Genomic DNA, 24691 nt, shown 5'->3' on the forward strand with positions numbered 1-24691 from the left:
GGACGGACAGCACTCAGTCGAACGCGGCGACGATCCCGAGCCCCTCGGCCAGCCGGGCGACGACCTCGTCGAAGAAGGCCGCGCCGTCGGAGACCGACCCGACGTAGTGCCCGAACAGCTCGAACGACACCGTGCCGAACACCGTCGTCCAGGCCATGAGCGTGCGGGCGAGGACCTCTTCCGGCAGCCCCGTCCCGAAGGCCCGGAGCGACTCCACCCCGTCGGCGACGGCGGGCGTGAGCCGGCCCGGGCCCGACCGGGGCGCGTCCGGCGCCCGGTACCCGGGGTCGGCCACGGCATCGGCGACCACCCGCACGATCGTGAGCGTCGTCCGCGACGCCGGCTCGACCGTCGATCGCGGCGCGGCGTACCCGGGCACCGGCGAGCCGAACAGGAGCGCGAAGTCCCCCGGGTGGGCGATCGACCAGGTGCGGATCGCCCGGCAGACCGCGACCCACCGTGCCCCCGGGGCCGGACCCGCTGCCGCATCGGCCGCCTCGACCGCGGCCCCGAGCTCGTCGTAGTCGGCGATGAGCAGCGCCGTCAGCAGGTCGTCGCGGCTCGGGAAGTACCGGTAGACGGCCGACGACACCATGCCGACGTCACGGGCCACGGCCCGCAGGCTCAGCTGCGATGGACCTTCGTCGGTGAGCCGCACCCGGGCGGCGGCGAGGATGCTCGCGTGCACCGCCTCGCGAGCGCGGGCTCGGGCGGTCGGGGCCGTGTCGGTCATCCCTCCACCATGCCACGCGAGAGCACTGCACACAAACGAGAGCACTGCTCTTGCAATTCGACGATCGGGCGTGCATCCTAGACACAGAGAGCGGTGCTCTCGCTCACGAACGAAAGCAGGAAGTCATGTCACACCAGCACGTCGTCGTCGGCGCCGGTCCCGTGGGCCGTCACGTCGCCGCACTCCTCGCCGAGCAGGGCGAGCGGGTCGCCGTCGTCACCCGGTCCGGCCGGGACACGGGTGTCCGCGGCGTCGAACACGTCGCACTCGACGCGTCCGACGCCGACGCGCTCACCCGCGTCACCGACGGGGCCGCCGTCCTCTACAACTGCGCGAACCCCGGCGACTACACGCAGTGGGAACGGACCTGGCCGCCGCTCGCGACCGCGCTGCTCACCACCGCCGAACGGACCGGCGCCGTGTACGCGATCACCGGCAACCTCTACCCGTACGGTCCGGTGGACGGCCCGATGCGCGAGAGCCTGCCGGACGCCGCGACCGACCACAAGGGCATCCTGCGGGCACGCCTCTGGGCCGATGCGCGCGCCGCGCACGAGGCCGGACGGGTCCGCGCCGTCGAGGTCCGCGCGTCGGACTACGTCGGCCCCGGCATCGGCCAGAACGGGCACGTCACCCGCGTGCTCCCGGCCGCGCTCGAGGGCCGGTCCGTGTCCATGGTCGGACGCACCGACCTGCCGCACACCTTCACCGACGTGCTCGACGTCGCACGGATGCTCGTCGCCGCCGGTGCGGACGAGGGCACCCACGGGCGCACCTGGATGGTGCCGAGCAACGCGCCCCGGACGCAGGTGCAGGCGCTCACCGAGGTCTTGGCCGCGGCCGGGAAGCCCCCGGTGCGGGTCGGTCGGATGCCCGTCGGCGTGTTCCGCGCGATGGGCCTGGTGTCGCCGATGATGCGCGAGATCGCCGAGATGGGCTACCAGTGGACCGCGCCGTACGTGGTCGACGACTCGGCGAGCCGCGCCCGGTTCGGGATCGAGCCGACCCCGTGGGACGAGGTGTGCCGACGGACCGTGACGGGTGTGGTGTGACCGCTACGCACGGCAGGACGCCAGGCGCGGCACCCGCTGGCACCGCGCCTGGCGTCCGGCGTCCGGTCGGGTCCGACCTCAGATCACCAGCAACCGCGTGAACGCTCCGGCGGACAGCCGCTGGGCGACGCCGCCGGCGGCGTCGAGCCGCCAGAGGCCCGGTGTCGCACCGGCACGCACGTCGATGAACAGGTCGCCGGCCTCGTCGGCGGCGCCGATCCACAGCCCGCGCCCCTGGGCCTTCACGCCGCTCGTGACCCGCTCGGCCACGGAGCCGTCGGCGTTCCGGGACACGACGCTCGTGATCGTCTTGTCCGCCGAGCAGCCGGTCGGGCTGGAGTCCGCCGGGGCGGCGCACCACTCCGCAGACTTGGCGATGAGCAGCGAACGGGTGGTCGTCGCCGCGTAGTCGAAGGCGAGCCGGTCGTCGGCGGCGGTGAGCGTCGACGAGCCGGCGGCCAGGAGCACCCACCCGCTGGCGCCGGAGGCACCCGTCGCGGTGTAGTTCAGGTAGAGGTTGCCGTGGCCGTCGGCGAGGACGCCGGCGAACACGCGGTACCCCGTCTCCGGGAAGCTCCGCGTGGTGCGCGCACCCGAGGGTGACACGGAGACGACGGTGCTGTCCGCGCCCGCCCGGCCGAACGTCACCGCGGAGACCGTGCCGTCGCGTCCGACCGCCCACCCGGTCCCGGCCGAGGGGATGATCGCCCTCGGCGCGGCACCCGTCACCGGCAGCTTGGTGATCGCGCCCGTCGACGAGTCGACCCAGTACAGGTTCCCGGCGACGTCCGAGCGCAGGTCGGCGCCGAGGTGCAGACCCGTCGCCACCGTCCGGGGAGCAGCGCCGCCCGCCGGGTACATCACGATGGACGTGCGGTCTCCCGAGGGCACGAAGACGTCGCCGACGTCGTCCGCCGTGAAGCCCGCGCCGTTCGGCGCGATCGTGGTCGGTGCGCCGGTCCCGCTCACCGGGAAGCGCACGACGGAGCCGGTGCCGTCGAGGGCGTACAGCGACTGCACGGTCCGGACCGACCCGGGCGCGGTGTAGCGCACCGAGACGGCCTTGCCCGCGCCGCTGGTCCCGACCGCACGGACCGAGAACGTGTAGGTCGTGCTCGCGGTCAGGTCGCCGAAGCGGTCGGAGCGGGCGGTCGCCGGGAGTCGGTCGACGCCGCCGTCCGGCTGCTGCTCGGCGGGCGACACCGTGACGCGCCAGCCGGTGACCTTCGCACCGGACCCCGGCCGTCCCCAGGTGACGGTCGCGCTGTCGGCAGCACCGGTGACGCGGACGGAGGTGGGCGCACCCGGCACCGACGAGGGTGCGGCCGTCGCCGGCGCTGCTCCCCCGATGACGAGCGCCACCGCTGCGGCGGCGGTGACTACGGCTCTGAACACGTGCGTTCCCCTCGGTCGTCCCGTGGTCCTGCGCCACGGCTAGGGGTATCAGACCACCGCTCGGGCGCCGCGGACCCGTCGGCACGGGGATCGTGCGGGCAGCGCACGCCCTCGTGCGTCATCCCGCAAGGCAGCACCCGGACGGCGGGGCGTTCCGTGATCCGCCGCGCGGGCAGCCCGCGCCCGGTCGTGCCTCAGTGACGCGGCTTGCGCTCCGGACGGTCGTCGCGGTCGTACCGACGCGGGCCGCGGTCGTCGCGGTCCCGACCACCGGCACGCGGCCCACGGTCGTCGCGGTCGAACCGACGCGCACCACCGGCACCGCCACCGCGGCGGTCGGGCTTGATCTCGATGAGCTTGCCGCTGATGCGGGTGTCCGTCAGCCGGTCGAGCACCCCGGCGTCCATGTCGGTGGGCAGCTCGACGATCGAGAAGTCCGGACGGATCTGGATCGCCCCGAAGTCGTCGCGGCGCAGGCCGCCCTCGTTCGCCAGGGCCCCGACGATCTGGCGCGGCTCGACGCGGTGCCGACGCCCGACCTCGATGCGGTAGGCGGTCATCGGCTGCGAGCGGCGCGGGCCACGGTCGGACCGCTCGCCCCGGGCGCCGCGGTCGTCGTCACGGTCGCGGCGGTCGCCGCCACGGCCGTCACGGTCGACGCGGTTCCGCAGCTCGTCGGCCTTCGGGTCGAGCAGCAGCGGGTCCTCGCCCTGCGCAACGACGGCCAGCGCGGCGGCGACGTCGTCCGCCGGCACGTCGTGGTGCTCGACGTAGTGGGCGATGATGTCGCGGAACGCGGTGATGCGGTCCTGCTGCTCGAGCGCTGCGGTGATGGCGTCGTCGAAGCGGGTGAGGCGCGTCTCGTTGACGTCCTCGATCGTCGGCAGCTGCATCTGCGTGAGCGGCTGCTTGGTGTGCCGCTCGATCGCCGACAGCAGACGACGCTCACGCGGGGTGACGAAGCTGATCGAGTCGCCCGAGCGGCCGGCACGCCCGGTGCGGCCGATGCGGTGCACGTAGGACTCGATGTCGACGGGGATGTCGTAGTTCACGACGTGCGTGATGCGGTCGACGTCGAGGCCGCGGGCGGCGACGTCGGTGGCGACGAGGATGTCGAGCTTGCCGGACTTCAGCTGGTTGACCGTGCGCTCGCGCTGGGCCTGGGCGACGTCACCGCTGATGGCTGCTGCGGCGTACCCGCGGGCGCGGAGCTTCTCGGCGAGGGTCTCGGTCTCGCTCTTCGTGCGGACGAAGATGATCATGCCCTCGAAGTCCTCGACCTCGAGGATGCGGGTGAGCGCGTCGACCTTCTGCGGGTACGACACCATGAGGTACCGCTGCGTGATGTTCGCGGCGGTCTTCGTCTTCGTCTTGACCGTGATCTCGGCCGGATCGGTGAGGTACTGCTGCGAGATGCGGCGGATCTGCGCGGGCATCGTCGCCGAGAAGAGCGCGACCTGCTTGTCGTCCGGGGTCTCGGCGAGGATCGTCTCGACGTCCTCGGCGAAGCCCATCTTGAGCATCTCGTCGGCCTCGTCGAGCACGAGGTACTTCAGCTCGGACAGGTCGAGCGTGCCCTTGGCGATGTGGTCCATGATGCGACCGGGGGTCCCGACGACCACGTCGACGCCACGGCGGAGCGCGGACAGCTGCACACCGTAGGCCTGGCCGCCGTAGACGGGCAGGACGTGCACGTGCTTCATGTGCGACGCGAACTGCTCGAACGCCTCGCACACCTGCAGGGCGAGCTCACGGGTCGGGGAGAGCACGAGCGCCTGCGGCACCTTGGCGCCGGCCTCCATGCGGGACAGGATCGGGAGCGCGAACGCCGCGGTCTTGCCGGTTCCGGTCTGCGCGAGGCCGACGACGTCGCGCCCCTCGAGCAGCGTCGGGATCGTGGCCTCCTGGATGGCGGAGGGGGTCTCGTAGCCGATGTCCTTGACGGCCTTGAGCACAGCATCGCTCAGGCCGAGGTCGGCGAAGGTCACCACTGGCCCGTCGTCGAGGGTCTCAGTGGTGGTGGCGGTGTCCGTGCTCATGCGGAAACGGTATCTCGAATACGGCGTCAGCAGTGACGGTGTGGCGCGTCTCGCTCAGCGGTGACGCGCCAGCGGCACGCGAGACGCGCCGACCGAGCCTGCGAGGGAGGGCGGGGCGGGCCCGCACCGCGCCTCCCGTCCGCCCCGTGGTCGCGTCCAGGACGCGTGCCGCGTCGTCAGGACGCGTCGCGCCGGTCCGTGGCGCCGATCCCGAGGACCGCGTCGGCGCGGTCGTTCAGCCGGGCGAGGAGCCCCGCGAGGGTGTGCAGCTCCCCCGTCGCGAAGGCCCCGGTGAGGTCGTCGAAGACCTCGGCGCCGGCGACGTCGAGCGTGTCGAGCAGCGTGCGTCCGGCCGGCGCGATCGAGACGAGGCTGGCGCGACCGTCCGCCGGGTCCGGTTCGGTGCCGAGGTACCCGGACTCGACGAGCGACGCCACGCGACGGCTGATCACCGGGCGCGACAGCCCCGTGGCGTCCGCGATGGCCATCGACCGGACGGCCCCGAAGTGGTCGACCGCGCGCAGGATCACGCGTGCCGTGGGGTCGAGTCCCCCGCGCGACTCGATGAGCGATGACCGAAGGGTCTGCCGGACCCACAGTCGGTCGAGCTGGGCACGCAGCAGCCGCTCGGCGTCGTCCCGATCCTCGGTCATGCCGCACAGCGTAGTGGGCGGAATTAGTTGCTTGCCGGAAGCAATGGATGTATCGTTGCGCGGTCTGCAAACTTTCACAGCAGGAAACACAGCACGAAGCAAGGAGCTCGATGACCGCCACCGCACCCGTCCCGGTGCAGCACGGCCGACGCGCAGCCGGGGTCCCCACGGACTCCGCCGCAGCCGGTCAGCAGCCGCTGATGACCCACCGCCAGATCCTCCTCGTGATCTACGGGCTGATGGCGGGCATGTTCCTGTCCTCGCTCGGCCAGACGGTGTTCGGCACGGCCATCCGGACGATCGGTGACGACCTGCACGGGCTCGACCAGCAGGCCTGGGTCACCACCGCGTACCTCATCACCTCGACGATCGCGACGCCGATCTACGGCAAGCTCTCCGACATCTTCGGGCGCCGTCCCCTCTACATCTTCGGCATCGTGGTGTTCATCCTCGGCGCAGTGCTCTCGTCGATGTCGACCTCGATGCTCATGCTCGCCGGCTTCCGCGCCGTGCAGGGCATCGGCGCCGGTGCGCTGATGTCGCTGCCGCTCGCGATCATGGGTGACATCCTCGCCCCGCGTGAGCGTGCCAAGTACCAGGGCTACTTCCTCGCCGTCTTCGGCATCTCGAGCGTCATCGGCCCGCTCATCGGCGGTCTGCTCGCCGGTTCCTCCGAGATCCTGTGGATCACCGGCTGGCGCTGGGTGCTCCTCATCAACGTGCCGATCGGCATCGCGGCCCTCGTCATGGTGCTCGTCTTCCTGCACCTGCCGAAGGTGCACGGCGGCGACGGTGCGAAGCCGAAGGTCGACTGGTGGGGCGCCACGGCGGTCATCGTCACGCTCGTCCCGCTCCTGCTCGTGGCCGAACAGGGCCGCACCTGGGGCTGGGGCTCGCCCGCCGCGATCGCCTGCTACGTCATCGGTGTCGTCGGCCTGGTCGTCCTGCTGCTCGTCGAGTCGAAGATGGGCGACGCCGCGATCATCCCGCTCAAGCTCTTCCGCTCCGGCACGTTCTCGATGGCGACCGTCATCGGCTTCCTGGTCGGTTTCGCGATGTTCGGCGCCATGCTGACCATCCCCCTCTACCTGCAGATCGTCGTCGGCCTGACCCCCACCGAGTCCGGGTTCGCGACGCTCCCCCTCGTCGGCGGGCTCATGATCGCGTCGATCACGAGCGGCCAGATCGTGGCCCGCGTCGGCCGCTACCGGATCTTCCCGGTGATCGGCACCGCGCTGGTGTCCTCCGGCTACGTCGTGCTGACGTTCATGACGATCGACAAGCCGCTCTGGTTCCTGATGATCGGCATGTTCCTCATCGGCCTGGGGCTCGGCTCGGTCATGCAGTCGCTCACCCTGGCGTCGCAAGGCTCGGTCGAGGCCCGGGACATGGGCGTCGCCACGTCGTCCGCCACGTTCTTCCGCCAGATCGGTGGCACGCTCGGCACCGCGGTGCTCCTGTCCATCCTGTTCTCGGTCATGCCGTCGAACATCCTGCACGCGACCGCGGACCGGACCGACCTGCGCCAGGCACTCGAGGCGGCGACGAACCCGACCGTGGCCACGGCGCCCGCGAACCGCGGCGTCATGGACGAGATCTGGTCGCCGATCGTCACCCCGCTCGAGCAGAACGTGCAGGCGTCGCTCGACGACGTCACCGCGCAGGTGCAGCAGGCGACCGCGAGCGCCCCGGCAGCCGTGCAGGACCAGGCCCTCGCCGCAGCGGCCGAGAAGGCGCACGCCTCGGTGCAGGACGGCACGCTCGTCGTCGACTGGTCGGACGCCTCCGAGCGGTCGTCCTGGGTGGGCGAGCTCACCCCGGCCGTCGCGAAGCAGGTCTCGGACAGCAGCGACTCCGGGTCGAGCACCATGAGCACGAACGACACCTCGTTCCTGACCGGTGCGGACAGCCGGCTCACCCGGCCGTTCATGGCGGGCTTCAACGCCTCGTCCGTGACGATCTACTGGGTCGGGCTCGGCGTGATCCTGCTCGCCTTCGTCCTCACCTGGTTCTTCCGGGTGCCGCCGCTGCGTCAGCGCTCGGCCCTGCAGGAGCAGGCGGACGCCGCCGGTGCGAAGCGCGACGCCGACGACGGCCGGCTCTCCGCCGAGGACGAGCTCGAGGCTGCCGCCGGCCTCGCCGCCGCCGAGGCGGGGTCCTTCACCGGCCCGATGACCGGATCCACCCCGACGCAGCCCGCGCGGCGTCGGTGACCGACCGGGGCGCCCGTCCGCTGTCCCCCCTTCGTGGACGGGCGCCCCACACCACCACCCCAGGAGCGACCGTGACCACCATCCCCGCGACGACGGCGACGGAGCCGTGCTCGCTGCGTGAACGGAAGAAGCAGCAGACCCGCACGGCGCTGCACGACGCCGCGCTGACGCTCGTCTCCGCGCACGGCCTCGACGGGGTCACCGTGGAGCAGATCTGCGCCGACGCCGACGTCTCGCCGCGGACCTTCTTCAACTACTTCTCGTCGAAGGCGCACGCAGCCCTCGGCCTCGACACCGTCGAGGTCCCGGAGGCAGCCGCGACCTGGTTCGCCGCCGCCGAGGGTCGGTTCATCGACGACCTGTGCGGCCTCGTCGCCGCCACCGTGCCCCTGTCGCAGGACCGGCGCCGGATGAAGGAGCTGCTCGTGCTCCGCCCGGAGATGTCCGCGATGGTCATGCAGTGGATGGCCGAGTCCCGGCAGTCCCTGCTCGCCACGGTCGGGGCCCGGACCGACGAGCAGACCGCCCGCACCGCGGTGGCGCTCGTGATGTCCGCGCTGTCCGAGGTGGCGCACCGCGAGACCGTCAGCGGCCCGGAGGAACTCGCCACCAGGCTCCGCGCCGTCGTCGCCGAGATGGGCGCGCTGGCCTCCGCCTGACCGGATGCTCGCCTGCGGGGACCCGCAGGGCGTGTTCGGCATCCCGCAGCACTCCGCCACGGCGGCCCCGATCCTGCGTACACTCCTGACACCGGCCGGACCCACGGCCGGGACCGCACGACCAGCCCCTGCCGTCCCGCGGCCGACGGACTCGCGTCGCGGCGCGCAACGGCGCGTGTCGCGACGTGACCACACCACGACGCACCGTGTACCCGTACGGTGCGTCGTGCACGCGAGGGCGGGTGCGCGTGCGCTCGCGCGGTTCGCCGATGACGTTTCGCGCTCATCGACACCTCACGCGGTCCCCGCCCCGTGAACGGTCGGCCAGCGCGTGACGACGGCACCGTTCGCGGACGGGAGGCGCGGTACCAGCTGGCACCGCGCCTCCCGTCCGGCGGGTGGTCTCGACTCAGGCGTGCGCCAGCGGGTCCAGCTGCTCGGGTGTCGCGTCGGCCGCCTGCGTCGACCGGCTGAGCGCCTCGTGCCGCTCGTCCTCGGCCAGGAGCGCGCGACCGGCGGTCGTCCCGTGCTCGAACGCGTCCGGGCCGACGAGCAGGCGGAGCGGCGGCTCGTCCATCGCGACGACCTGCAGGACGAGCTGGGCGACCAGGTCCGGGTCACTCGCACCGATGCTCGCGCCCCCGTGCATCCGCGCGGACACGCCGACGGTCGCCTCGTACTCCGGCCGGACCGGAGCGACCGACATGGACGAGCCGGCCCAGTCGGTGCGCATACCGCCCGGCTCGAGGACGGTGACGCGGATGCCGAGGGGCCCGACCTCCTTCGCGAGCACCGAGGAGAACCCGCCGACGGCCCACTTCGCGGTCTGGTACGCGCCGAGCCCCGGCGTCGACATGCGGCCACCGACGGACGAGACCTGCACGATGTGCCCGGAGCCCCGCTCGCGCATGACGTGCACGGCCTCCTGGCTGAGGGTCACCACGCCGAACAGGTTCGTCTCGACCTGGGCGCGGAAGTCGGCGGGGTCGACGTCCTCGATGCTGGCGAGGTTCGCGTACCCGGCGTTGTTCACGAGCACGTCGAGCCGTCCGAAGCGCCCGACCGCGGTGCGGACGGCTGCACGGGCGGCGTCGGGGTCGGTGACGTCGAGGGCGACCGGGACGAGCTGGGCGCTGGCCGACGTCGGCTCGGTGCCGGCGATGAGGTCGTCGAGGGCGTGGACGTCCCGGACCCCGGCGACCACCTGGTGACCGGCGGCGAGGGCTGCGGTGACGATCGAGCGGCCGAGGCCCCGCGAGGCGCCGGTGACGAGGAAGACGGACATGGTGTTCCTAACTGACTGGTTGGTTGACAGGCCCCATGGAACACCTTCGTCGCTCGCTTGTCAACCGCCCGGTTGATAACGTGGGCTGATGCCGATGCCCCGCGACGCCGACGCCACCCGCGCCCGACTCCTCGTCGCCGCCCGCGACGAGTTCGCGGCGGTCGGGATCGCCGGCGCGCGGGTGGACCGGATCGCCGCCGCCGCTGCGAGCAACAAGGCGCAGATCTACCACTACTTCGGCAGCAAGGACGGCCTGTTCGACGCGGTCTTCGACGCGATGGTCGCCGAGACGCTCGACGAGGTCACGATCGACGCCGACGACCTCCCCGAGTACGCCGGACGCCTGCACGACTCGTACGCGCACCGGCCGTGGGTGCAGCGCCTGGCGACCTGGTACCGGCTCGAGCGGGGCGACACCTCGCACCCGATCGATGCCGTGGTGCAGAGCAACGCCGCGAAGCTCCGGGCTATCGAGGACGCACAGCGGGACGGACGGCTGCCGACGGCGTTCTCGGCGGCGGAGCTCCTCGGGGTCGTGATCCACACCGCGGCGCTGTGGAGTGGTGCGACACCGGAGTACGCCCGACTGACGGACGAGGTGGGGGCGGCGCGGCGGCGGGAGGTCGTCGTGGCGACGGTTGCGGCGGTGGTACGGGGCTGACGGGGTCCTCCGGTGGGCACGGAGGACTGCCAGCTCCCTCCCCGCTGACTCGACCGAGTGGCGGCAGTGTCGCGCTGAGGTCATGGCAGCACAGGGAGAGCTCCATGTGCGTGAGCATCGCCCTGACGGAGACCGTCATGGGGCCCAGTGGGGTCGATGTGTCAATGATGCCCGACCGGGGTTGAGAACGCAGAGGCCCGCCCCCGATCACCCAGCTGCACGGTGAAGCTGAGCATGTCGATCGGGGACACGCCAAGCCGATCAAGTGTGGTGACGACCAACGTGTCACCGTCATGCAGTGTGTCGAGTGCCTGGTCGAACGCTGGCCGGGAGGCGCGGGCCCCGGACACGCCGTAGTCGATGTAGAGGTCATCCCGCCGGACACATGCGGCGAGCAGGTCCTGATCTTGCCGATCGGCGCCTTGCCGTTGGGTCGATACGCGCGCATAGCCGATCAGCTTCACCACGATGCTGCTTCTGTCTCGCAACCAACCGCCATGGCGGGGATTCATGGCGGATGCTTGCGACACATGATTGCGAGACTCGCACGTCGCGGAACTGGCGGAAGCGTTCGCGTGACTACGAGACGTCTCGCAACCGTAGGGATGTAAGTCGGAGACCCAGAACGGCCACTAACGGGACATTGCGGTTAAGTGCCAGTCACACGGCTCGTTGCGGATTTCTTTTGGGCGAGCGCAGCGATGCTGGCCAGCGCGCTCTTGCGGTGCTGGACTTCCAGCACCCGCACTGCGTCAGCCACACAACAGTCGTCGCCTGCGCACTGCCCGCACCGCACCGCAGAGCTCCCCACCCTCCACGAAGGTGAGGAGCTCTGCACACATGGCCCGTGTCGAAGTGCCTTTCGTGGCACCAAACAGCGGATCGCTACTCGTAGATCTGCACTAGGTCCGCCGGCACAAGCAGCAGCGGCAGGATCGTCGGAACATTCAAAATCGCAAACGCTCTTGAAAAGACATCTCGAACCTCGCGCAGCCACCCACTTCCAGACCGCTCAGTGTTGGGGCAATGCAACCTTGAGGAAGACAACAGCTATTAAGGTCACCAAAACAACGACAACTACTGAGCCAAGGACGAATAGCGCACCACGACGACCAGTTCGGTGCCGACGCACACCGAGGAGCAATCCACCCGCCACCGCCCCAAATCCGATTGCAAGAGATAGAGCCATGCTGCCGTACCACCCCACACCGGAGCATGGGACATTTTGCCTCTCCGCACAAAACGCGTAGGCAGTCAGGTTCGAATCGAACACATAACCAGCCCCAATAATTGCCGCGAACAAACTTATGATAAAGAATACCCAAATCATTACTAAATCGGCACGCAAGCTCGGTCGTTTACGATCGTCGTTGGTTAATGTGTTCATGCGAACTGCCTCAACCACTTCTCTTCATTACTAGGAGTAGGCTCATTCTTATACGAATTGTGGACGGGCAGCGACGTGCCGAATGTTTGACAGAAGAGGTCATTCGGGAAACAGTAAGATCGAACTTGCGTTACCTTCTTTCCCTTATTGTTCTTGGCCTTGAGGAAGTCAACGCTATGGTGCCACGGGTAAAGCTTCCCGTTGAGGCCGCCATTGCCCGGTGCGTCCACGTACTCACCCCACCTGTACGTGGGATTGCCTGCGAGCACGCCACCCCGGAAATTAGCTTGCGCTGTCTTGGAGAATTTCTTACTCGCGAGGGTATCCTCGACGACCTGAGCCCCCTGGGAATGTCCGCCAATCCAAATCTTCGTGGAAGAGCAGCTCTTCGCTACGGCGTTAACCTCGGAAATGAGATTTGCTTGCCCCTTTGCTTCGCTATTCCAGTACACCGGACCAACGGACCCGCTCCAACTGGCAGGGTAGTTCAGGGACTCTACAGTGGCGCGAACATCGTTCCTGAGCTTTCGGGCAACCTGCTCCATCTCGCCGTACCCTCCGGATGTCCATCCGTGGCCCCATCTGGATTTTCCGGAGCCAGCCTTTTCATTTGTGCCACGCACGCCAATGAAAAGCCATGACGGACAGCTAGATGCTGCAGACGCCTGCGTCGACTCGGTTTGCGAGGAGTTCGTAGTGTCCTGAGTCGTGGCGCCTGTAATCAGGTTCGAGTCTGTGGTTGCGGTGAATGACCAAGTTGGAGTGGTCACGTCTGCGATAGTCGAGCCATCGTTCAGCGGCCCTCTTGCCTCAGCGTGCCAGAAATATGTGCGCACCGTTGTGAGGGTTCCTGACTCGACAGACAACGGGTGGGAGGACCAGTCCGACTGGGCGACGACACCGCTTCCGTCCCTATTAGCACTGACTGTGTATTGAAGTTCGACGTCATCACTGAACGGAGCACCGTCGGTGTCGACAAAAAGTGTGGGCGCAATATCCGCAGAATCCCCTCCATCCTTGATCGACGGTACGTAGTCCGCGTTCGACCACAGTCCCGAGCCGAAAGCAAAGGTCGCGTCGGTGCTAGCGTTTGTCGCATCAATTGACGTCGTGGCAATGATTGAGTGCGCCGCAGCCCCCGATGGGATTGTCACAGTCATTTGCGTGGGATCTCCAAGACTGAGAGGCTGGCTGCCGACATCGTTTCCGTCGAGAGCAACGGAAAGCTTTGCCGCGTCCGTGTACGCCGGCGGCGCCGTAACCGTGCACGTCACGGGCGCATCGAGGGCGTCGTGTTGCCAGCTACCGTCCTGATACGGAGAGGGGCAGGAAATAGCAGCGGTCGGTGCCGTGCTCGCTACGAACGACCATGTCGGCGATGTGACGGTCTTGACGGTCGTGGAGCCTCCGCTTGTGCCACGCACCGACACAGACCAGAAGTAGGTGTGCCCTGGCGCCAAGGCAGTCGCTGGGATCGGGAAATCACCCGCGACCCAGTCGCTGTCGGCCACCAAATTGCTACCGTCGGCGTCGCTTGTGATGACGTAGTGGAACTGAGCGTCAGGGCCGAATGTGTCGTCGGCAGGAGCGACTGAAAGCGATCCGGCTGTATTGGTCTCCGCCCCGTCAGCGGGAGCCGGAGTCAGCGACTTCAACGACCAATCACCGAGGCCAAAGGAGTAGATATTCGCTGCAATAAAGGCGCCACTTGCGGTATCAACCTCTACCGAAATCGTGTGGACACCCCCGTGCGCCGGGACGGCAACGGAGGTCGTCGTCGTGCCGCTTTCGGACAAGTCATTGAGACTGTCAAGATCGCCGTCGAGGGTGACGGCGAGCTGTTGGCCGCTGCTCGATTCCGTGGGTGTCACGACGGTGCACATGATGTCAGCAGATGGAACCGCTGTTGCCCAGCTGCCCGCGAGATATGGGCTCGGGCATGAGATAGTCGGCGCTTGCGGGTTTGCGTACCAGCCTTGGACGTCGATGAGGAAGTTCGTTGCCCCGTTGCCGATGTTATGGAGACTGATCTTCCCGTTCGCGCCAATCGGGACGGTGATGGTGTTGGAGCGAACCGTTCCGTTGTCGTAGCGGAGCGAAGCAGTGTCGGGCTCGCTGGTGCCGTTCGCCCAGACACGACCCCAACCGGACCCGTTGGCGGCGTTCGCGGTCAAGGTCAGGACGACGGAGTTGATGCCGGAGCCCATGACGGGGACACCGGCCTGGCCGGCGACGGTGATCGCGCGGGTCTCGTTCCCGGCGAGGATCGTGCTCCCAGTCGCGCGAGAGTCGAAGATGCGGCCCGAGCCCGGCGTGAACACCGCACCGGAGCTACCGGTGGCGGTGAAGTAGCCCTGCACGTCGATGGCGAGGTCCATGGTGCTGTTGGCGTTGTAGATCGTGATCTTGCCGTCAGCGGAGAGCTTCACCTGCGCCTGCATGGTGGTGGTGGTGCCGCCGGCGTAGTTGAACGAGTTCGCCGGCCGCGCCGCACCCGTCGGGTACGGAGTCAGGAACCCCACGTTCGATGTCGCGTTCATCGCAACCAGGTTCACGATCACCGCGGACGCGCCCGCCGGGACACCGGCGGTGCCGGTGACCTGCAGCACGGCGCTCTTGCCGGTGGTGAGCTGCGCCTGCGGCACGCCGGTTCCGGAGCGGGTGTCCGCGACGCGCTTGCCATTCAGCGGGACGAACCCGCCCGGGGCGGTGCCGTCCGTGTTCGCGGTGTAGTAGCCCTGCACGTCCAGGATCAGCCGGGCGCTGGTCTCCGCGTACACCTGGATGGTGCCGTCGGCGCCGACGGCGAGGACGGACGAGAACGACGTGTTCTGCTGCTGCTCGCCGCCGTAGATCCCCATCAGCGTGTACTTCGTGTCCGCATCCGGACGACCGAACAACTGCCCGGCCGTGGTGATGTCAGCAACCGTCGCAACCATGGACACGGCACCAACCGTGCCATCGTCAGGGACGCCGGCAAGGCCGGTGACCTTGACGGTGCGCCAGGTCTTCGCAGGCATCGGCGTCGAGTAGCCGCCGATGTTGTTCTTCGTGTCCAGGATCCGGCCCGTGGTCGGAACGAACACACCACCGGTACCGGTGTCGTTGTGGCGGCAGCGATGCTGCGCCTCCTCGAGCGCGGAGCGTGCAGCAACGTGCGCACAAGACCCCCTAGGCCCAGCGACAGCACGGGTTGCTGTCAGTTCTCGGAGCATAAGAGAAAGCTGAAATCCGCTCGGTGACCCCCATTCGGGGACAAGAAGAAAACCCCAGTTCACAGGCTTAGTTCCGCCATGGGCTTAATGAACTCTCAGATCCGAACGGTCGGACGCGTGACCGACGGCGGCAGCGGTGTACATCGGCGCCCGAGCCCCGGCGAAGCAGGGCAAAACGTGGTCGCGTTTCACAACTCCGGTCACCATGGTCGATCTACCGCGCGGGAGACGATCCCGCGCAGAGCCATGCGAATAGGACGACACCGAGCGAAGCTGCCCACAGCGTGTCACGACCCAGGAGCTACCTGCTCAGAAACGATCGTTTCCGGTGAAGTTCTTACAGAGGTGATGAACTACCGAAAACGGTAGGGGGGACGTGTACGACGAGAACGGCTGAGCGAACCAACACGAGACGCGGACGCCAGTCGCCCGCGGGCACGTCCGACATGATCCCACCTCCCTCCATCGCGTTCGTGGTCTCGGTGTTGTGTGGCCGGGGTCAAGCGATGGTTTCCTACGCTTTGTCCGGTGGGAGCTGTTCTTCCTGATCGGACCGGCACTACCAACTGCAACAGGCGGGTGCGGGCACCCTGAACAGGCACTTGTTCTCGTGGTCGTTCGCGGCTCGGTAGCGACGGTCGGCGCCACGATCTGCGGCGTTGTATGCATTCCATCTCGTCGTGAATCAGCGCCCGTCGCGGCGACCGCACCGTACGGTCTCCGCGGTGGAGCCGACGTGACTACGGCCGCGCGTCGACGGCGACCCTCGGGCGCGCCGGCCGGTGCCAGACGAGCGCCGACCGTGCAGCATCCCGCGCGACCCGGAGAACACGGAGCACCACGATGTCGTGGTCGCCAGCGCGGTGGACACCCTCGACCGAGCACTCGAACCACGAGTGGGCACCGTCGAGGAACACCGCACCGGACCCGGCGGTGGCGTACTCGATGCCGCGCAGACGGCGCGCGCGGTCCCGGGACGCCAACTGCGCCGTGTGCGGCCCGTGTCCGTCGCCGAGCACCGAGATGCCGAGCGTCGGCGCTGCGGCGAGATCCGGCCACGTCGTCGACGAGTGCTGCACGGCGATCGTGGCGAGCGGCGGGTCGTAGGAGACACCGACGGTGAACGACGTCGCCACCATGACCACGGGGGAACCGTCGACGCACGTGGCGATGGCGGCCACGACGGAGGGCACCTCGGCGATGGCCTCACGGATGTCGAGTGGGTCCTCGATGAAGTGGTCGTGCACGATGGGGTCCTCCTCGGGGAACGAGCGGTCGGGGACGAACGGTCAGGGCCGATCGGTCATGAGCGTGCGAGCACGGCGCGCGCACGGCGTTCGTCGGAGCGCATGGCTGCGACGAGCGCGTCCGGCCCGCGGAACCTCCGCTGGCGTCGGATGCGTCGTCCGACGGTGAGCTCGACGACCGAGCCGTACAGGTCGCCGTCGAACTCGAGCACGTGGACCTCGACCGTGCGGGGACGATCGGGGAAGGTGCTGTTGCTGCCGATCGACACGAGCGCCTGCCGTGCCGGAGCGCCGATGGGAGCAGCGAGCCACCCGACGTAGACCCCGTCGCCGGGAACGGGGGCGTCGGAGCCGCTGTCGGGCCGCAGGTTCGCGGTCGGGAACCCCAGGTCGTGTCCGACCCCGGCACCGTGCACGATCTCACCGGTCAGCACCGCGGAGGTGGCCGGACGGCCGGACAGTGCCCGCGCCGCGACCACCGCACCGCAGGCGACGAGCGCGAGCGCACCGAGGGCGACCGCGTCCCCCGCGGTCGCGAGCAGCACGGCGGTGGCGGTGCTGCCGAGCACGGCGCCGAGCTGCTTCACGGTGTTGAACACGCTCGAGGCCGCCCCGACCGTCGCGGGGCCCGCTCCGAGGACCGCGGCGAGGGAGAACGGCGACCAGACGAACGCGTTCGCGATCCCGAACCCGGTGAAGGCCGCGGCGATCGTCCAGAGTGGTGCCGCTGCACCGACGAGCACCGCGGTCAGTGCCACCGACACGACGAGCAGGACGGCGCCGACCGTCGCGGTCGCCCGGGGGCCGGCGGTGTTCGTCATGCGACCGACGAACGGCGCCGAGGCGAGGCACGCGATCCCCATCGGCACGAGGACGAGGGCCGCCGATCCAGCGCTGAGCCCGCGGGTCTGCTGCAGGTCGAGCATGAGCGGGATCGGCGCGGACCCGACGCAGAACGACGCGGCCGTGGCACCCCACGACCCGGTGACGAAGCCGCGGTCACGGAACAGCGCGAGCGGCACGAGGGCGCGGTCGCCGGCACGCCGCTGCCGGACGATGACGGCTGCGACCACCGCGGCGCCGAGCAGCACCGCTCCACCACGGGCGACCGGGTCGGCGAGCAGCCCGGTGTCCGTGCCCTGCACGCCGACGACCACCCCGAGGACCCCCACGGTCACGCCGAGGACGGCGAACAGGGGCAGCGGGACCGCGATGCGCTGGGAGACCGGCACGAAGCGGAGGACCGCGATCGCCGTGACGATCCCGACGGGCACGTTCACGAGGAACACCGACGGCCACCCCCACGCCTCGACGAGCAGCCCGCCGACGATCGGCCCGGCGACCGTCGCCGCCCCGCCGCCGGCGCTCCAGACGGCGAGCGCGACGGCGAGCCGCGGCGGGTTGAACAGTGACCGGATCACGGTCAGGCACTGCGGGGTGAGCAACGCGGCGCCGAGGCCCTGCACCGCACGCCAGGCGACGAGGGCGCCGATCCCCGGCGCGGCCGTGCACCCGACCGAGGCGATCGTGAAGACCGCGAGCCCGACGAGGTACATGCGCCGGTGCCCGAACCGGTCGCCGAGCCGGCCCGCCACGAGCAGCGGGACGGCGAACGCGAACAGGTAGGCGCTGTTCACCCACACCGACGTCGACGCGTCGGCACCGAGATCACGCCCGAGGTCGGGCAGGGCGACGGACACGATCGTGCTGTCGAGCAGCAGAATGAAGAAGCCGAGGCAGAGCCCGCCGAGCGCGAGCCACCGACGGGCCAGGGTCACCTCACACCGCCAGGTTCTCGCGGAGCGTGGTCCCCGGGTACCGCGGCGCGAGGGCCCCGCGACAGCGGAGTTCCGGCACGAGCAGTTCGCTGAGGTCGGCGAACCCGGACGGCATCCCGAGCGGGCTGGACAGCATGTAGCCGCCCCGCCCACCGGTCACGGCGAAGTTCTCCTGGAGGGCGTCGGCCACCCCCGCGGCGTCGCCGACGAGCATGTGGTCGAGGCCGGTCGCGGCGCGCCACCCGTGCTCGAAGAAGTCGTCGCGGTCCATCGTGTGGTCCTCACCGAACTCGGCGACCAGGCTGCCGACGAGACCGGCCGGGCTCGCCTGGGCGGCGACGATCTCGTCGCGCAGGTCCCCGAGCCGGAAGGACGCGGGCAGCGTCGAGAAGTCGTACCCGGCGTTGTGCGAGATGAACGTGCCGACCGCCTCGCGGTTCCAGAACGACAGGAGCGAGTCCCGTCGGGCCTGGGCCTCCGCGAGCGTCGCGCCGACGATCACCTGGGTCGCCCAGAGGATCCCGACCCCGGCGGGGTCCCGGCCGGCGTCCTCGAGTGCGGCGTCGAGGGCGCTCCGGTGGCGCAGCTGCCCGGCGACGCTCGCCCCGAACCCGAACACGAGGTCGGCGAACGACGCGCTCGCGGCGATGCCCCGCGGTGAGTTGCCGGCCTGCACGACGACCGGGTGACGCTGCGGACTCGGGACGCTGGCGAGCGGCCCGCGCACCTTGAAGAACCGGCCGTCGTGGTCGATGGGGTGCACCTTCGACGGGTCGGCGAACCGGCCGGTCGCCCGGTCACGGACGATCGCGTCCGGCGCGACGGAGTCCCAGAGCGCGCGGCAGACGCCGATGAACTCCTCCATCCGCTCGTACCGGAGGTCGTGGTCGACCAGGTGGTCGGAGCCGTAGTTCGCGGCGTCCGCGCCCCGCGACGAGGCGACGACGTTGAACGCCATCCGGCCGCCGGTGACGTGGTCGAGCGAGTTCAGCAGCCTGGCGGTGAAGAACGGGTGCGTGAACGTCGACGAGTAGGTCAGTCCGAACCCGATGTGCTCGGTCACCGTCGACATCGCCGCGATGACCGGCGACATGTCCTGTCGCGGCCACTGGATCCCCCACTCGACCGCGGGGTCGATGCTGCCGCGCCAGGTGCTCGGGACGCCGGAACCGTCACCGAAGAAGAGCATGTCGACGCCGGCGCGCTCGGCGGTCCGTGCGACCTCCATGTACATGCGGACGTCGGGGAAGTCCTGGCCGACCCAGCTGCCCGGCGCGGCCCAGCGCCCTTCGGTGTGGGTGAAGGACAGGTCGTAGGCGATGTGCATGCCGCTCACGGGGCACCCACCTTCGCCGCCGCCCACGCCTGCCACAGCGCCGTGGTCTCGGCAGCGTCCGTGACGACACCGACGTTGAGCTCGATCATCGTGAGCGCGGCGTCGTGCACGTCGATGTCGTAGGCGGCGGTGGCGTCCGACGGCACCACGACCTGCCAGCCGAGCTGCATCGCGTCCTGCGCCGTGGCGAAGACGCAGCACTCGGACGTGAGTCCCACGACGGTCAGCCAGCCGATCCCCGCGGTGGTGAGCCGCGCCTCCAGGTCGGTGCCGAGGAACCCGCTGTAGCCGCGCTTGACGACGCGGGTCTCGCCGGGTGCCGGCGCCGTGCGGTACCACTCGGCGCCGGCGGTGCCGATCCGGCAGGGCTCGTCCTCCGGCATCGGCCCGTCGAGCGGACCACCACGCAACCACGTGCTGCTGTGCCAGGGGACGGACGGGTCGCTGCCGAGCTCCACCCAGACGACGGGGACGCCCGCCGCCCGTGCTGCCTCGACGAGCTCGCCGATCCGGGTGATCGCAGCCCCGACGGCGGCGGAGGCTCGTTCGTCGAGGCCGTACCCGGCGATGCGAGCGGGTTCACCGAAGTCGCGCTGCACGTCGACGACGACCAGCGCCGGTGAGCGGCCAGCCGCCGGGCCGGACGCTCCGTCCGACAGCAGGGCGAGCCTCGGGTCGAGCCCGCCGGTCCCGCCGGTCACCGGACGACCGCCGCGTCGTGCTCGCGGAGTGCGGGCAGGACGGTCTCGCCGAAGCGCACCATGTCCTGGTCGTACTCGGGGAAGATCAGCATGAGGCCGTCGAGCTCACCCCGGTCGACGATGTACTCGATGTGCTCGGTGACGGTCTCTGCGGAACCGGCGACGTACGCGGTCTGGAACGCGTCCTCGCCCGCCGCGCCGTCCGCCCACGCACGGGCCTGCTCGGCGGGGACGCCCCACGACGCCCGCATCGAGGCCAGCGCCTCGCGGTCGACGCCGGCGCCCCACGCGCGCACCTTCTGCTGCGCGGCCGCGTCGGTGTCGTCCTGCACGACGGTGAGCATGGAGTACGTGCGGCACTCCCGGCCCTCGGCGGCCGCACGGTCGTGGACGTCGCGGGACAGGTCGCGCATCTCGTCGAGGCTGTCCGCGGCGAGGAAGGCACCGTCGGCGTACTTCGCCTGGAACGCCCGAGCGGCCTCGGACTTGCCGGCGCTGATGATCGTCGGCCGGCTGGCCGGGTGCGGGCGGGACTCGCACGCGTCGAGGTCGAAGTAGGGCGTGTGCATCGTGACGCTGTCCTCGGTCCAGAGGCGGGTGACCGCCTCGGTCCACAGCTCCGTCATGCGGTAGCGGTCGGCGTGGCTGAGGGCCGCGTCCCAGATCCCGAACTGCTCGAACTCCGCCGCGTAGGCCCCGTTGACGATGTTCATGCCCGCCCGGCCCCCGGAGAGGTCCTGCAGAGTCGTGTACATCTTCGCCGCGACCGCCGGGTTGTGGACGTTCGCGTGCATGGTCGCCCAGACCTTCACGCGCTCGGTCGCCTCGGCGATCCCGGCCATCATCGTCATCGACTCGAGGGAGCGCCCCCAGTGGTCGGTGCTCCCGCCGAAGCCGCGCCACTTCGCCATCGACATGACGAAGTCGAGACCGATCGCCTCGGCGTGCAGGGCTGCGCGCTTGTTCCAGGCGTAGGTCGCCTCGGGGTGGGGTGCCGTGGTGGAGAGCATCCACCCGCCGTTGCCGATCGGGAGGAAGATCCCGTACTCCTTCGCGGGCATGGTGCGCCGCCTCTCTGGTCGTTGCTCGGTGCGTGTCACGTCGTGCCGGGTGGGTCGCGCGTCCGCGCGACCCACCCGGGTCACGGTGCGGGCCAGACGGTCTCGCCGTCCTTCGTGATCGCGTCGATGTACTCGTTCGTGAACCAGCGCTTCGCGTCGTCCGCGGTCACCGAGCTCTTCACGATGTCGAACTGGTGCAGCATGTCGACGAGCTTCGACACGTTCTCCGGGTCGATGCCCCCGAGCGGCTGGCCCGGCGTCGGGTTGTCCGCGATGACCTTCGTCTCGGTCGTCCAGATCTTCGCGTTCTGCGCCTCGTCGTAGGTCGCGCCGGAGAGCTTCGCGGCGTACCCGACGCACTGCTTCGTCTTCGCCGTGCTCGACGAGCAGAAGTCGTACGCGTGCAGGGCTGCGCGCAGGACGTCCTCGACGGCGGTCGGGTGGGCCTTCGCGAACGCGGGGTTCACGGCCATGGCGCCGATCGACGAGGGGATGCCGTAGTCGACGGGCTGCCACACGGTGACGTCGTCACCGGCGGCCTTGAGCAGGTTCGGCTCGTTCGACACGAAGCCGGTGAGGGCCTCGAGACCGTTCTGCTTGCGCGGCAGGACCGAGGGGTCGTAGCCCTCCTTCACGAGGGTGAGCGAGTCCCACTCCACCCCGGCCTTCTCCATCATCGCCCGGACGGACGCGGGGACGTAGCCCTTGTGGCCGACGACCTTGCCGTCGAGCTGCGGGAGCTTCGTGATGTCCTTGTTCGTCATCAGGATGTCGAGCCCGGCGTTCGAGTACGACGAGATCCCGGTGATGTCGATGCCGTTCGCCCGGGCCTGGATGAGGTCCTGTTCCGCGACGGCCGACACCGTCGCCTGGCCGCTCGCCAGGAGCTTGGTGTTCTGTGCGGTGTCGCCGGAGCCGGGCTTCAGGGTGACGTCGAGGCAGAGGTCCTTGAAGTAGCCGAGCTGGTCCGCGGCGATGTACTCGAGGATCGACGCCGAGGACTGGTACTGGTAGCCGGACAGGTAGGTGATCGGGCCGGCGGCCTTGTTCTCCTTGCACCGTTCGGCGGAGATGGCGCTGCCCTCGGACGAGCCGGTGCCGGCGCTCGAGCCGGTGCTGCAGCCGGTGAGGGCGAGGGCCACGGCCGCGGTGGTGGCGAGGGTCGCGAGGGCGGCTGCGGTGCGGGACCGGCCGGTTCGGCGGGGACGGGTGCGGTGCTGCATGGTCACTCCTGTGGGAAGGGATGGGTGGTGCAGGGCGGGGGCGGAGCGGGGGCGGAGCGGGGGCGGAGCGGGATGGGTGCGGGTCAGGGGTGGCTGGGGTCGTCCTGGAGGCGCGGCCGGCGTCGCGTGGGCAGGCTCGCGCCGGCAGGTGGTGCTGCTGGCCGCGGCGCGGCGTGCGGTGGCCGGGCGGTGCGGTGGCGGGGCGGCGGTCGGGCGGTGGTCGCCGTCAGTCGTTCGCGGTGCGGTGCCAGCGCAGGACGCGTCGCTCGACGAGCGAGATGACGCCGAGCAGGGCGACGCCCATCACCGCGAGGATCGCGATCGCGGCGTAGACCACGTCGAGCTGGTTCATCGACGACGCCGTGCTGATCACGGTGCCGAGGCCGCCGGTCGACCCCGAGGCGGACAGCTCGGCGACGACGGCGCCGATGATCGACAGCGGGAACACGATGCGGAGCGCGGCGAACACGAACGGCAGGGCGTTCGGGATCCGCAGGTGCACGAGCATCTCGAGGCGGGACGCGTCGATGGTCCGGTACACCTGCAGCACGGGCTGCGGGACGGACCGCAGCCCGGTGGCGGTGTTGATGAGGATCGGGAAGAAGCAGATGAGTGCCGTGATCACGAGCTTCGGCAGCGGACCGAACCCGAACGCCACCACGAGGGCCGGGGCGATCGCGACGAGCGGCGTCACGTTGAGGACGATCGCGATCGGCATGACGGCGCGGCGGACGATCGGCAGCTCGCTCGTCAGCACGGCGAGCACGAACGCGGCCACGAACCCGATGCCGAGGCCGACGAGCGACTCGACGAGGGTGATCCCGGCGTTCTGCAGGTAGTAGGGCAGCTGCGTGGCGAGGGTCTCCCCCACCGCGGGCAGCGGCGGGAGCAGGTACGGCATCGTCGTCGCGCCGATCTGCCACAGCACGGCGAGGACGGCGAGCATCACGACGAGGGGTGTCCAGACCGTCGGGCGGATCCAGCCGGGGAGCGGCCGACGGGACGCTGCGGCCTCGGACTCGACGGTGGTGGTCGTGGCGGAGGCGGTGGAGGTCGTGCTGGTGGTGGTCATCGTGTCGTCTCCCTCAAGCCGCGTCCGTCGCACGCCACGCGCTGTGCAGCCGCGTGCGGACGAGGTCCTCGTACTCGTGGAAGCGCCGTTCCTCGAACAACCGCTGGTTCCGCGGTCGCGGCAGGTCGATGTCGATGACGTCGACGATCCGTCCGGGCCGGGGCGCCATGACGACCACCGTGTCCGACATCCGGACCGCCTCGGAGACCGAGTGCGTGACGAAGAGCACCGTCGTCCGCAGCTCGTCCCAGAGGTCGAGCAGCTGGTCCTGCAGCGACTCCCGCGTGAACTCGTCGAGGGCTGAGAAGGGCTCGTCCATGAGCAGCACGTCGGGGCGCAGGCCGAAGGCCCGGACGATCGCCGCACGCTGCTGCATGCCCCCGGAGAGCTGTGCGGGCAGCTTGTCCATCGCCTCGCCGAGCCCGGCCATCCGGAGCAGCTGCCGCATGTCCGGGCCGCCGTCGGCTCCGCGCTCCTCGAGGTCCTCGATGGCGGCGCGCCGACGCCCGGCACCGGGGTTGACCCGACCGGCGAGGGAGACGTTCTGCAGCACGGTGAGCCAGGGCAGCAGCGCCGGCGTCTGGGGCACCAGGCCGATCAGCTTCGCCGCGCACGCCTGCGCCGGGGTGACGCCGTGCACCTGCACGGCGCCGCGGTCGGCGGGCTCGAGGCCGGCGACGAGGCGCAGCAGGGTCGACTTGCCGCATCCGCTCGGGCCGATGAGCGAGACGAACCTGCCGGGTTCGATCGTCAGGTCGACGTCGTCGAGGGCGACCATGGCGCTCGGGCCACCGCCGTACACCTTGCGCACCGCGTCCACCCGGACCGCTGCTGTGGTCATCCGTTCCTCCATACCGTCGGCGAGCACGCAGGCTCGATCTCGTATGGCGGAGAGCGTGCGTCGCGAGCTCGGGTTCGTCTGCGACGCGGAAATCCGCTGCTGGTGACGAGGCTAGGACGCTCGTGTTACGGAGTCGGGCC

20 protein-coding genes are annotated in these 24691 nt (G+C 69.9%); 4 read left to right on the plus strand and 16 right to left on the minus strand.

Annotated features, from left to right (window positions below; genetic code table 11):
• Positions 1 to 13: 13 nt before the first annotated feature.
• Positions 14 to 733 (minus strand): TetR/AcrR family transcriptional regulator, encoded by a 720-nt coding sequence (locus ACQXVK_RS02220; RefSeq protein WP_022908164.1) that lies wholly within the window; start codon positions 731 to 733, stop codon positions 14 to 16.
• A gap of 125 nt (positions 734 to 858) precedes the next feature.
• Between ACQXVK_RS02220 and ACQXVK_RS02225 the strand changes: the two genes are divergently transcribed.
• Positions 859 to 1785 (plus strand): NAD-dependent epimerase/dehydratase family protein, encoded by a 927-nt coding sequence (locus ACQXVK_RS02225; RefSeq protein ID WP_430852524.1) that lies wholly within the window; start codon positions 859 to 861, stop codon positions 1783 to 1785.
• A 78-nt stretch (positions 1786 to 1863) separates the two neighbouring features.
• Here ACQXVK_RS02225 and ACQXVK_RS02230 read toward each other — a convergent pair whose 3' ends face one another.
• The 3 genes from ACQXVK_RS02230 to ACQXVK_RS02240 form a co-directional block, all read right to left on the minus strand.
• Positions 1864 to 3180: a fibronectin type III domain-containing protein gene (locus ACQXVK_RS02230; protein ID WP_430852525.1), complete on the minus strand. Its 1317-nt coding sequence runs from the start codon at positions 3178 to 3180 to the stop codon at positions 1864 to 1866.
• Positions 3181 to 3374: 194 nt separating this feature from the next.
• Positions 3375 to 5219, minus strand: a complete 1845-nt coding sequence (locus tag ACQXVK_RS02235) for a DEAD/DEAH box helicase (RefSeq protein ID WP_430852526.1) — start codon at positions 5217 to 5219, stop codon at positions 3375 to 3377.
• A gap of 176 nt (positions 5220 to 5395) precedes the next feature.
• Entirely contained in the window at positions 5396 to 5872 is a 477-nt protein-coding gene (locus tag ACQXVK_RS02240) for a MarR family winged helix-turn-helix transcriptional regulator (RefSeq protein ID WP_309778753.1), read from the minus strand.
• Positions 5873 to 5982: 110 nt separating this feature from the next.
• Here ACQXVK_RS02240 and ACQXVK_RS02245 point away from each other — a divergent pair, with 110 nt between their 5' ends.
• Positions 5983 to 8085 (plus strand): MDR family MFS transporter, encoded by a 2103-nt coding sequence (locus ACQXVK_RS02245; protein WP_430852527.1) that lies wholly within the window; start codon positions 5983 to 5985, stop codon positions 8083 to 8085.
• Between the two features lie 71 nt (positions 8086 to 8156).
• On the plus strand, positions 8157 to 8744 hold the full coding sequence (locus ACQXVK_RS02250; protein ID WP_402264842.1) for a TetR/AcrR family transcriptional regulator: 588 nt from the start codon (positions 8157 to 8159) through the stop codon (positions 8742 to 8744).
• A 409-nt stretch (positions 8745 to 9153) separates the two neighbouring features.
• Here the strand turns inward: ACQXVK_RS02250 and ACQXVK_RS02255 are convergent, their stop codons facing one another.
• A complete protein-coding gene (locus ACQXVK_RS02255) occupies positions 9154 to 10029 on the minus strand; it encodes an SDR family NAD(P)-dependent oxidoreductase (protein ID WP_430852528.1) in 876 nt (291 codons plus the stop codon).
• An 88-nt stretch (positions 10030 to 10117) separates the two neighbouring features.
• Between ACQXVK_RS02255 and ACQXVK_RS02260 the strand changes: the two genes are divergently transcribed.
• Positions 10118 to 10690, plus strand: coding sequence for a TetR family transcriptional regulator (locus ACQXVK_RS02260; RefSeq protein WP_402264848.1), 573 nt, complete (start codon positions 10118 to 10120; stop codon positions 10688 to 10690).
• Positions 10691 to 10851: 161 nt separating this feature from the next.
• On the opposite strand, the gene ACQXVK_RS02265 is transcribed toward ACQXVK_RS02260, so the two are convergent.
• From ACQXVK_RS02265 to ACQXVK_RS02315, 11 genes are all read right to left on the minus strand, one after another.
• Positions 10852 to 11157: a recombinase family protein gene (locus tag ACQXVK_RS02265; protein ID WP_307159810.1), complete on the minus strand. Its 306-nt coding sequence runs from the start codon at positions 11155 to 11157 to the stop codon at positions 10852 to 10854.
• A gap of 545 nt (positions 11158 to 11702) precedes the next feature.
• Positions 11703 to 12077, minus strand: a complete 375-nt coding sequence (locus ACQXVK_RS02270; protein WP_430852529.1) for a hypothetical protein — start codon at positions 12075 to 12077, stop codon at positions 11703 to 11705.
• Positions 12074 to 15163, minus strand: a complete 3090-nt coding sequence (locus tag ACQXVK_RS02275; RefSeq protein WP_430852530.1) for a cutinase family protein — start codon at positions 15161 to 15163, stop codon at positions 12074 to 12076. The genes ACQXVK_RS02270 and ACQXVK_RS02275 overlap by 4 nt, the downstream gene beginning before the upstream one ends.
• 869 nt (positions 15164 to 16032) lie before the next feature.
• Positions 16033 to 16539 (minus strand): flavin reductase family protein, encoded by a 507-nt coding sequence (locus tag ACQXVK_RS02280; protein ID WP_430852531.1) that lies wholly within the window; start codon positions 16537 to 16539, stop codon positions 16033 to 16035.
• Between the two features lie 56 nt (positions 16540 to 16595).
• Positions 16596 to 18317 carry an MFS transporter gene (locus ACQXVK_RS02285; protein ID WP_430852532.1) on the minus strand — a complete coding sequence of 574 codons (1722 nt, stop codon included), beginning with the start codon at positions 18315 to 18317 and terminating at the stop codon, positions 16596 to 16598.
• Between the two features lies 1 nt (position 18318).
• The gene (locus ACQXVK_RS02290; RefSeq protein ID WP_430852753.1) at positions 18319 to 19644 is read right to left on the minus strand and encodes an NtaA/DmoA family FMN-dependent monooxygenase; all 1326 of its coding nucleotides are present in this window, start codon (positions 19642 to 19644) and stop codon (positions 18319 to 18321) included.
• 5 nt (positions 19645 to 19649) lie between these two features.
• Positions 19650 to 20354 carry a cysteine hydrolase family protein gene (locus ACQXVK_RS02295; RefSeq protein WP_430852533.1) on the minus strand — a complete coding sequence of 235 codons (705 nt, stop codon included), beginning with the start codon at positions 20352 to 20354 and terminating at the stop codon, positions 19650 to 19652.
• Positions 20351 to 21415, minus strand: a complete 1065-nt coding sequence (locus ACQXVK_RS02300; protein WP_430852534.1) for an LLM class flavin-dependent oxidoreductase — start codon at positions 21413 to 21415, stop codon at positions 20351 to 20353. The genes ACQXVK_RS02295 and ACQXVK_RS02300 overlap by 4 nt, the downstream gene beginning before the upstream one ends.
• Positions 21416 to 21495: 80 nt before the next feature.
• Positions 21496 to 22638, minus strand: coding sequence for an ABC transporter substrate-binding protein (locus ACQXVK_RS02305; protein WP_430852535.1), 1143 nt, complete (start codon positions 22636 to 22638; stop codon positions 21496 to 21498).
• 226 nt (positions 22639 to 22864) lie between these two features.
• Positions 22865 to 23710, minus strand: coding sequence for an ABC transporter permease (locus ACQXVK_RS02310; protein ID WP_430852536.1), 846 nt, complete (start codon positions 23708 to 23710; stop codon positions 22865 to 22867).
• A 13-nt stretch (positions 23711 to 23723) separates the two neighbouring features.
• Positions 23724 to 24551 carry an ABC transporter ATP-binding protein gene (locus ACQXVK_RS02315; RefSeq protein ID WP_430852537.1) on the minus strand — a complete coding sequence of 276 codons (828 nt, stop codon included), beginning with the start codon at positions 24549 to 24551 and terminating at the stop codon, positions 23724 to 23726.
• Between the last annotated feature and the right edge of the window lie 140 nt (positions 24552 to 24691).

The sequence above is a fragment of the Curtobacterium sp. AB451 genome (assembly GCF_050585845.1).
Lineage (GTDB): Bacteria > Actinomycetota > Actinomycetes > Actinomycetales > Microbacteriaceae > Curtobacterium.

Coding starts and splice junctions, on each gene's coding strand:
- ACQXVK_RS02310 (WP_430852536.1), bottom strand. CDS start 23,710: ATGACCACCACCAGCACGACCTCCACCGCCTCCGCCACGACCACCACC.
- ACQXVK_RS02225 (WP_430852524.1), top strand. CDS start 859: ATGTCACACCAGCACGTCGTCGTCGGCGCCGGTCCCGTGGGCCGTCAC.
- ACQXVK_RS02290 (WP_430852753.1), bottom strand. CDS start 19,644: ATGCACATCGCCTACGACCTGTCCTTCACCCACACCGAAGGGCGCTGG.
- ACQXVK_RS02220 (WP_022908164.1), bottom strand. CDS start 733: ATGACCGACACGGCCCCGACCGCCCGAGCCCGCGCTCGCGAGGCGGTG.
- ACQXVK_RS02315 (WP_430852537.1), bottom strand. CDS start 24,551: ATGACCACAGCAGCGGTCCGGGTGGACGCGGTGCGCAAGGTGTACGGC.
- ACQXVK_RS02300 (WP_430852534.1), bottom strand. CDS start 21,415: ATGCCCGCGAAGGAGTACGGGATCTTCCTCCCGATCGGCAACGGCGGG.
- ACQXVK_RS02270 (WP_430852529.1), bottom strand. CDS start 12,077: ATGAACACATTAACCAACGACGATCGTAAACGACCGAGCTTGCGTGCC.
- ACQXVK_RS02305 (WP_430852535.1), bottom strand. CDS start 22,638: ATGCAGCACCGCACCCGTCCCCGCCGAACCGGCCGGTCCCGCACCGCA.
- ACQXVK_RS02245 (WP_430852527.1), top strand. CDS start 5,983: ATGACCGCCACCGCACCCGTCCCGGTGCAGCACGGCCGACGCGCAGCC.
- ACQXVK_RS02235 (WP_430852526.1), bottom strand. CDS start 5,219: ATGAGCACGGACACCGCCACCACCACTGAGACCCTCGACGACGGGCCA.
- ACQXVK_RS02255 (WP_430852528.1), bottom strand. CDS start 10,029: ATGTCCGTCTTCCTCGTCACCGGCGCCTCGCGGGGCCTCGGCCGCTCG.
- ACQXVK_RS02260 (WP_402264848.1), top strand. CDS start 10,118: ATGCCGATGCCCCGCGACGCCGACGCCACCCGCGCCCGACTCCTCGTC.
- ACQXVK_RS02240 (WP_309778753.1), bottom strand. CDS start 5,872: ATGACCGAGGATCGGGACGACGCCGAGCGGCTGCTGCGTGCCCAGCTC.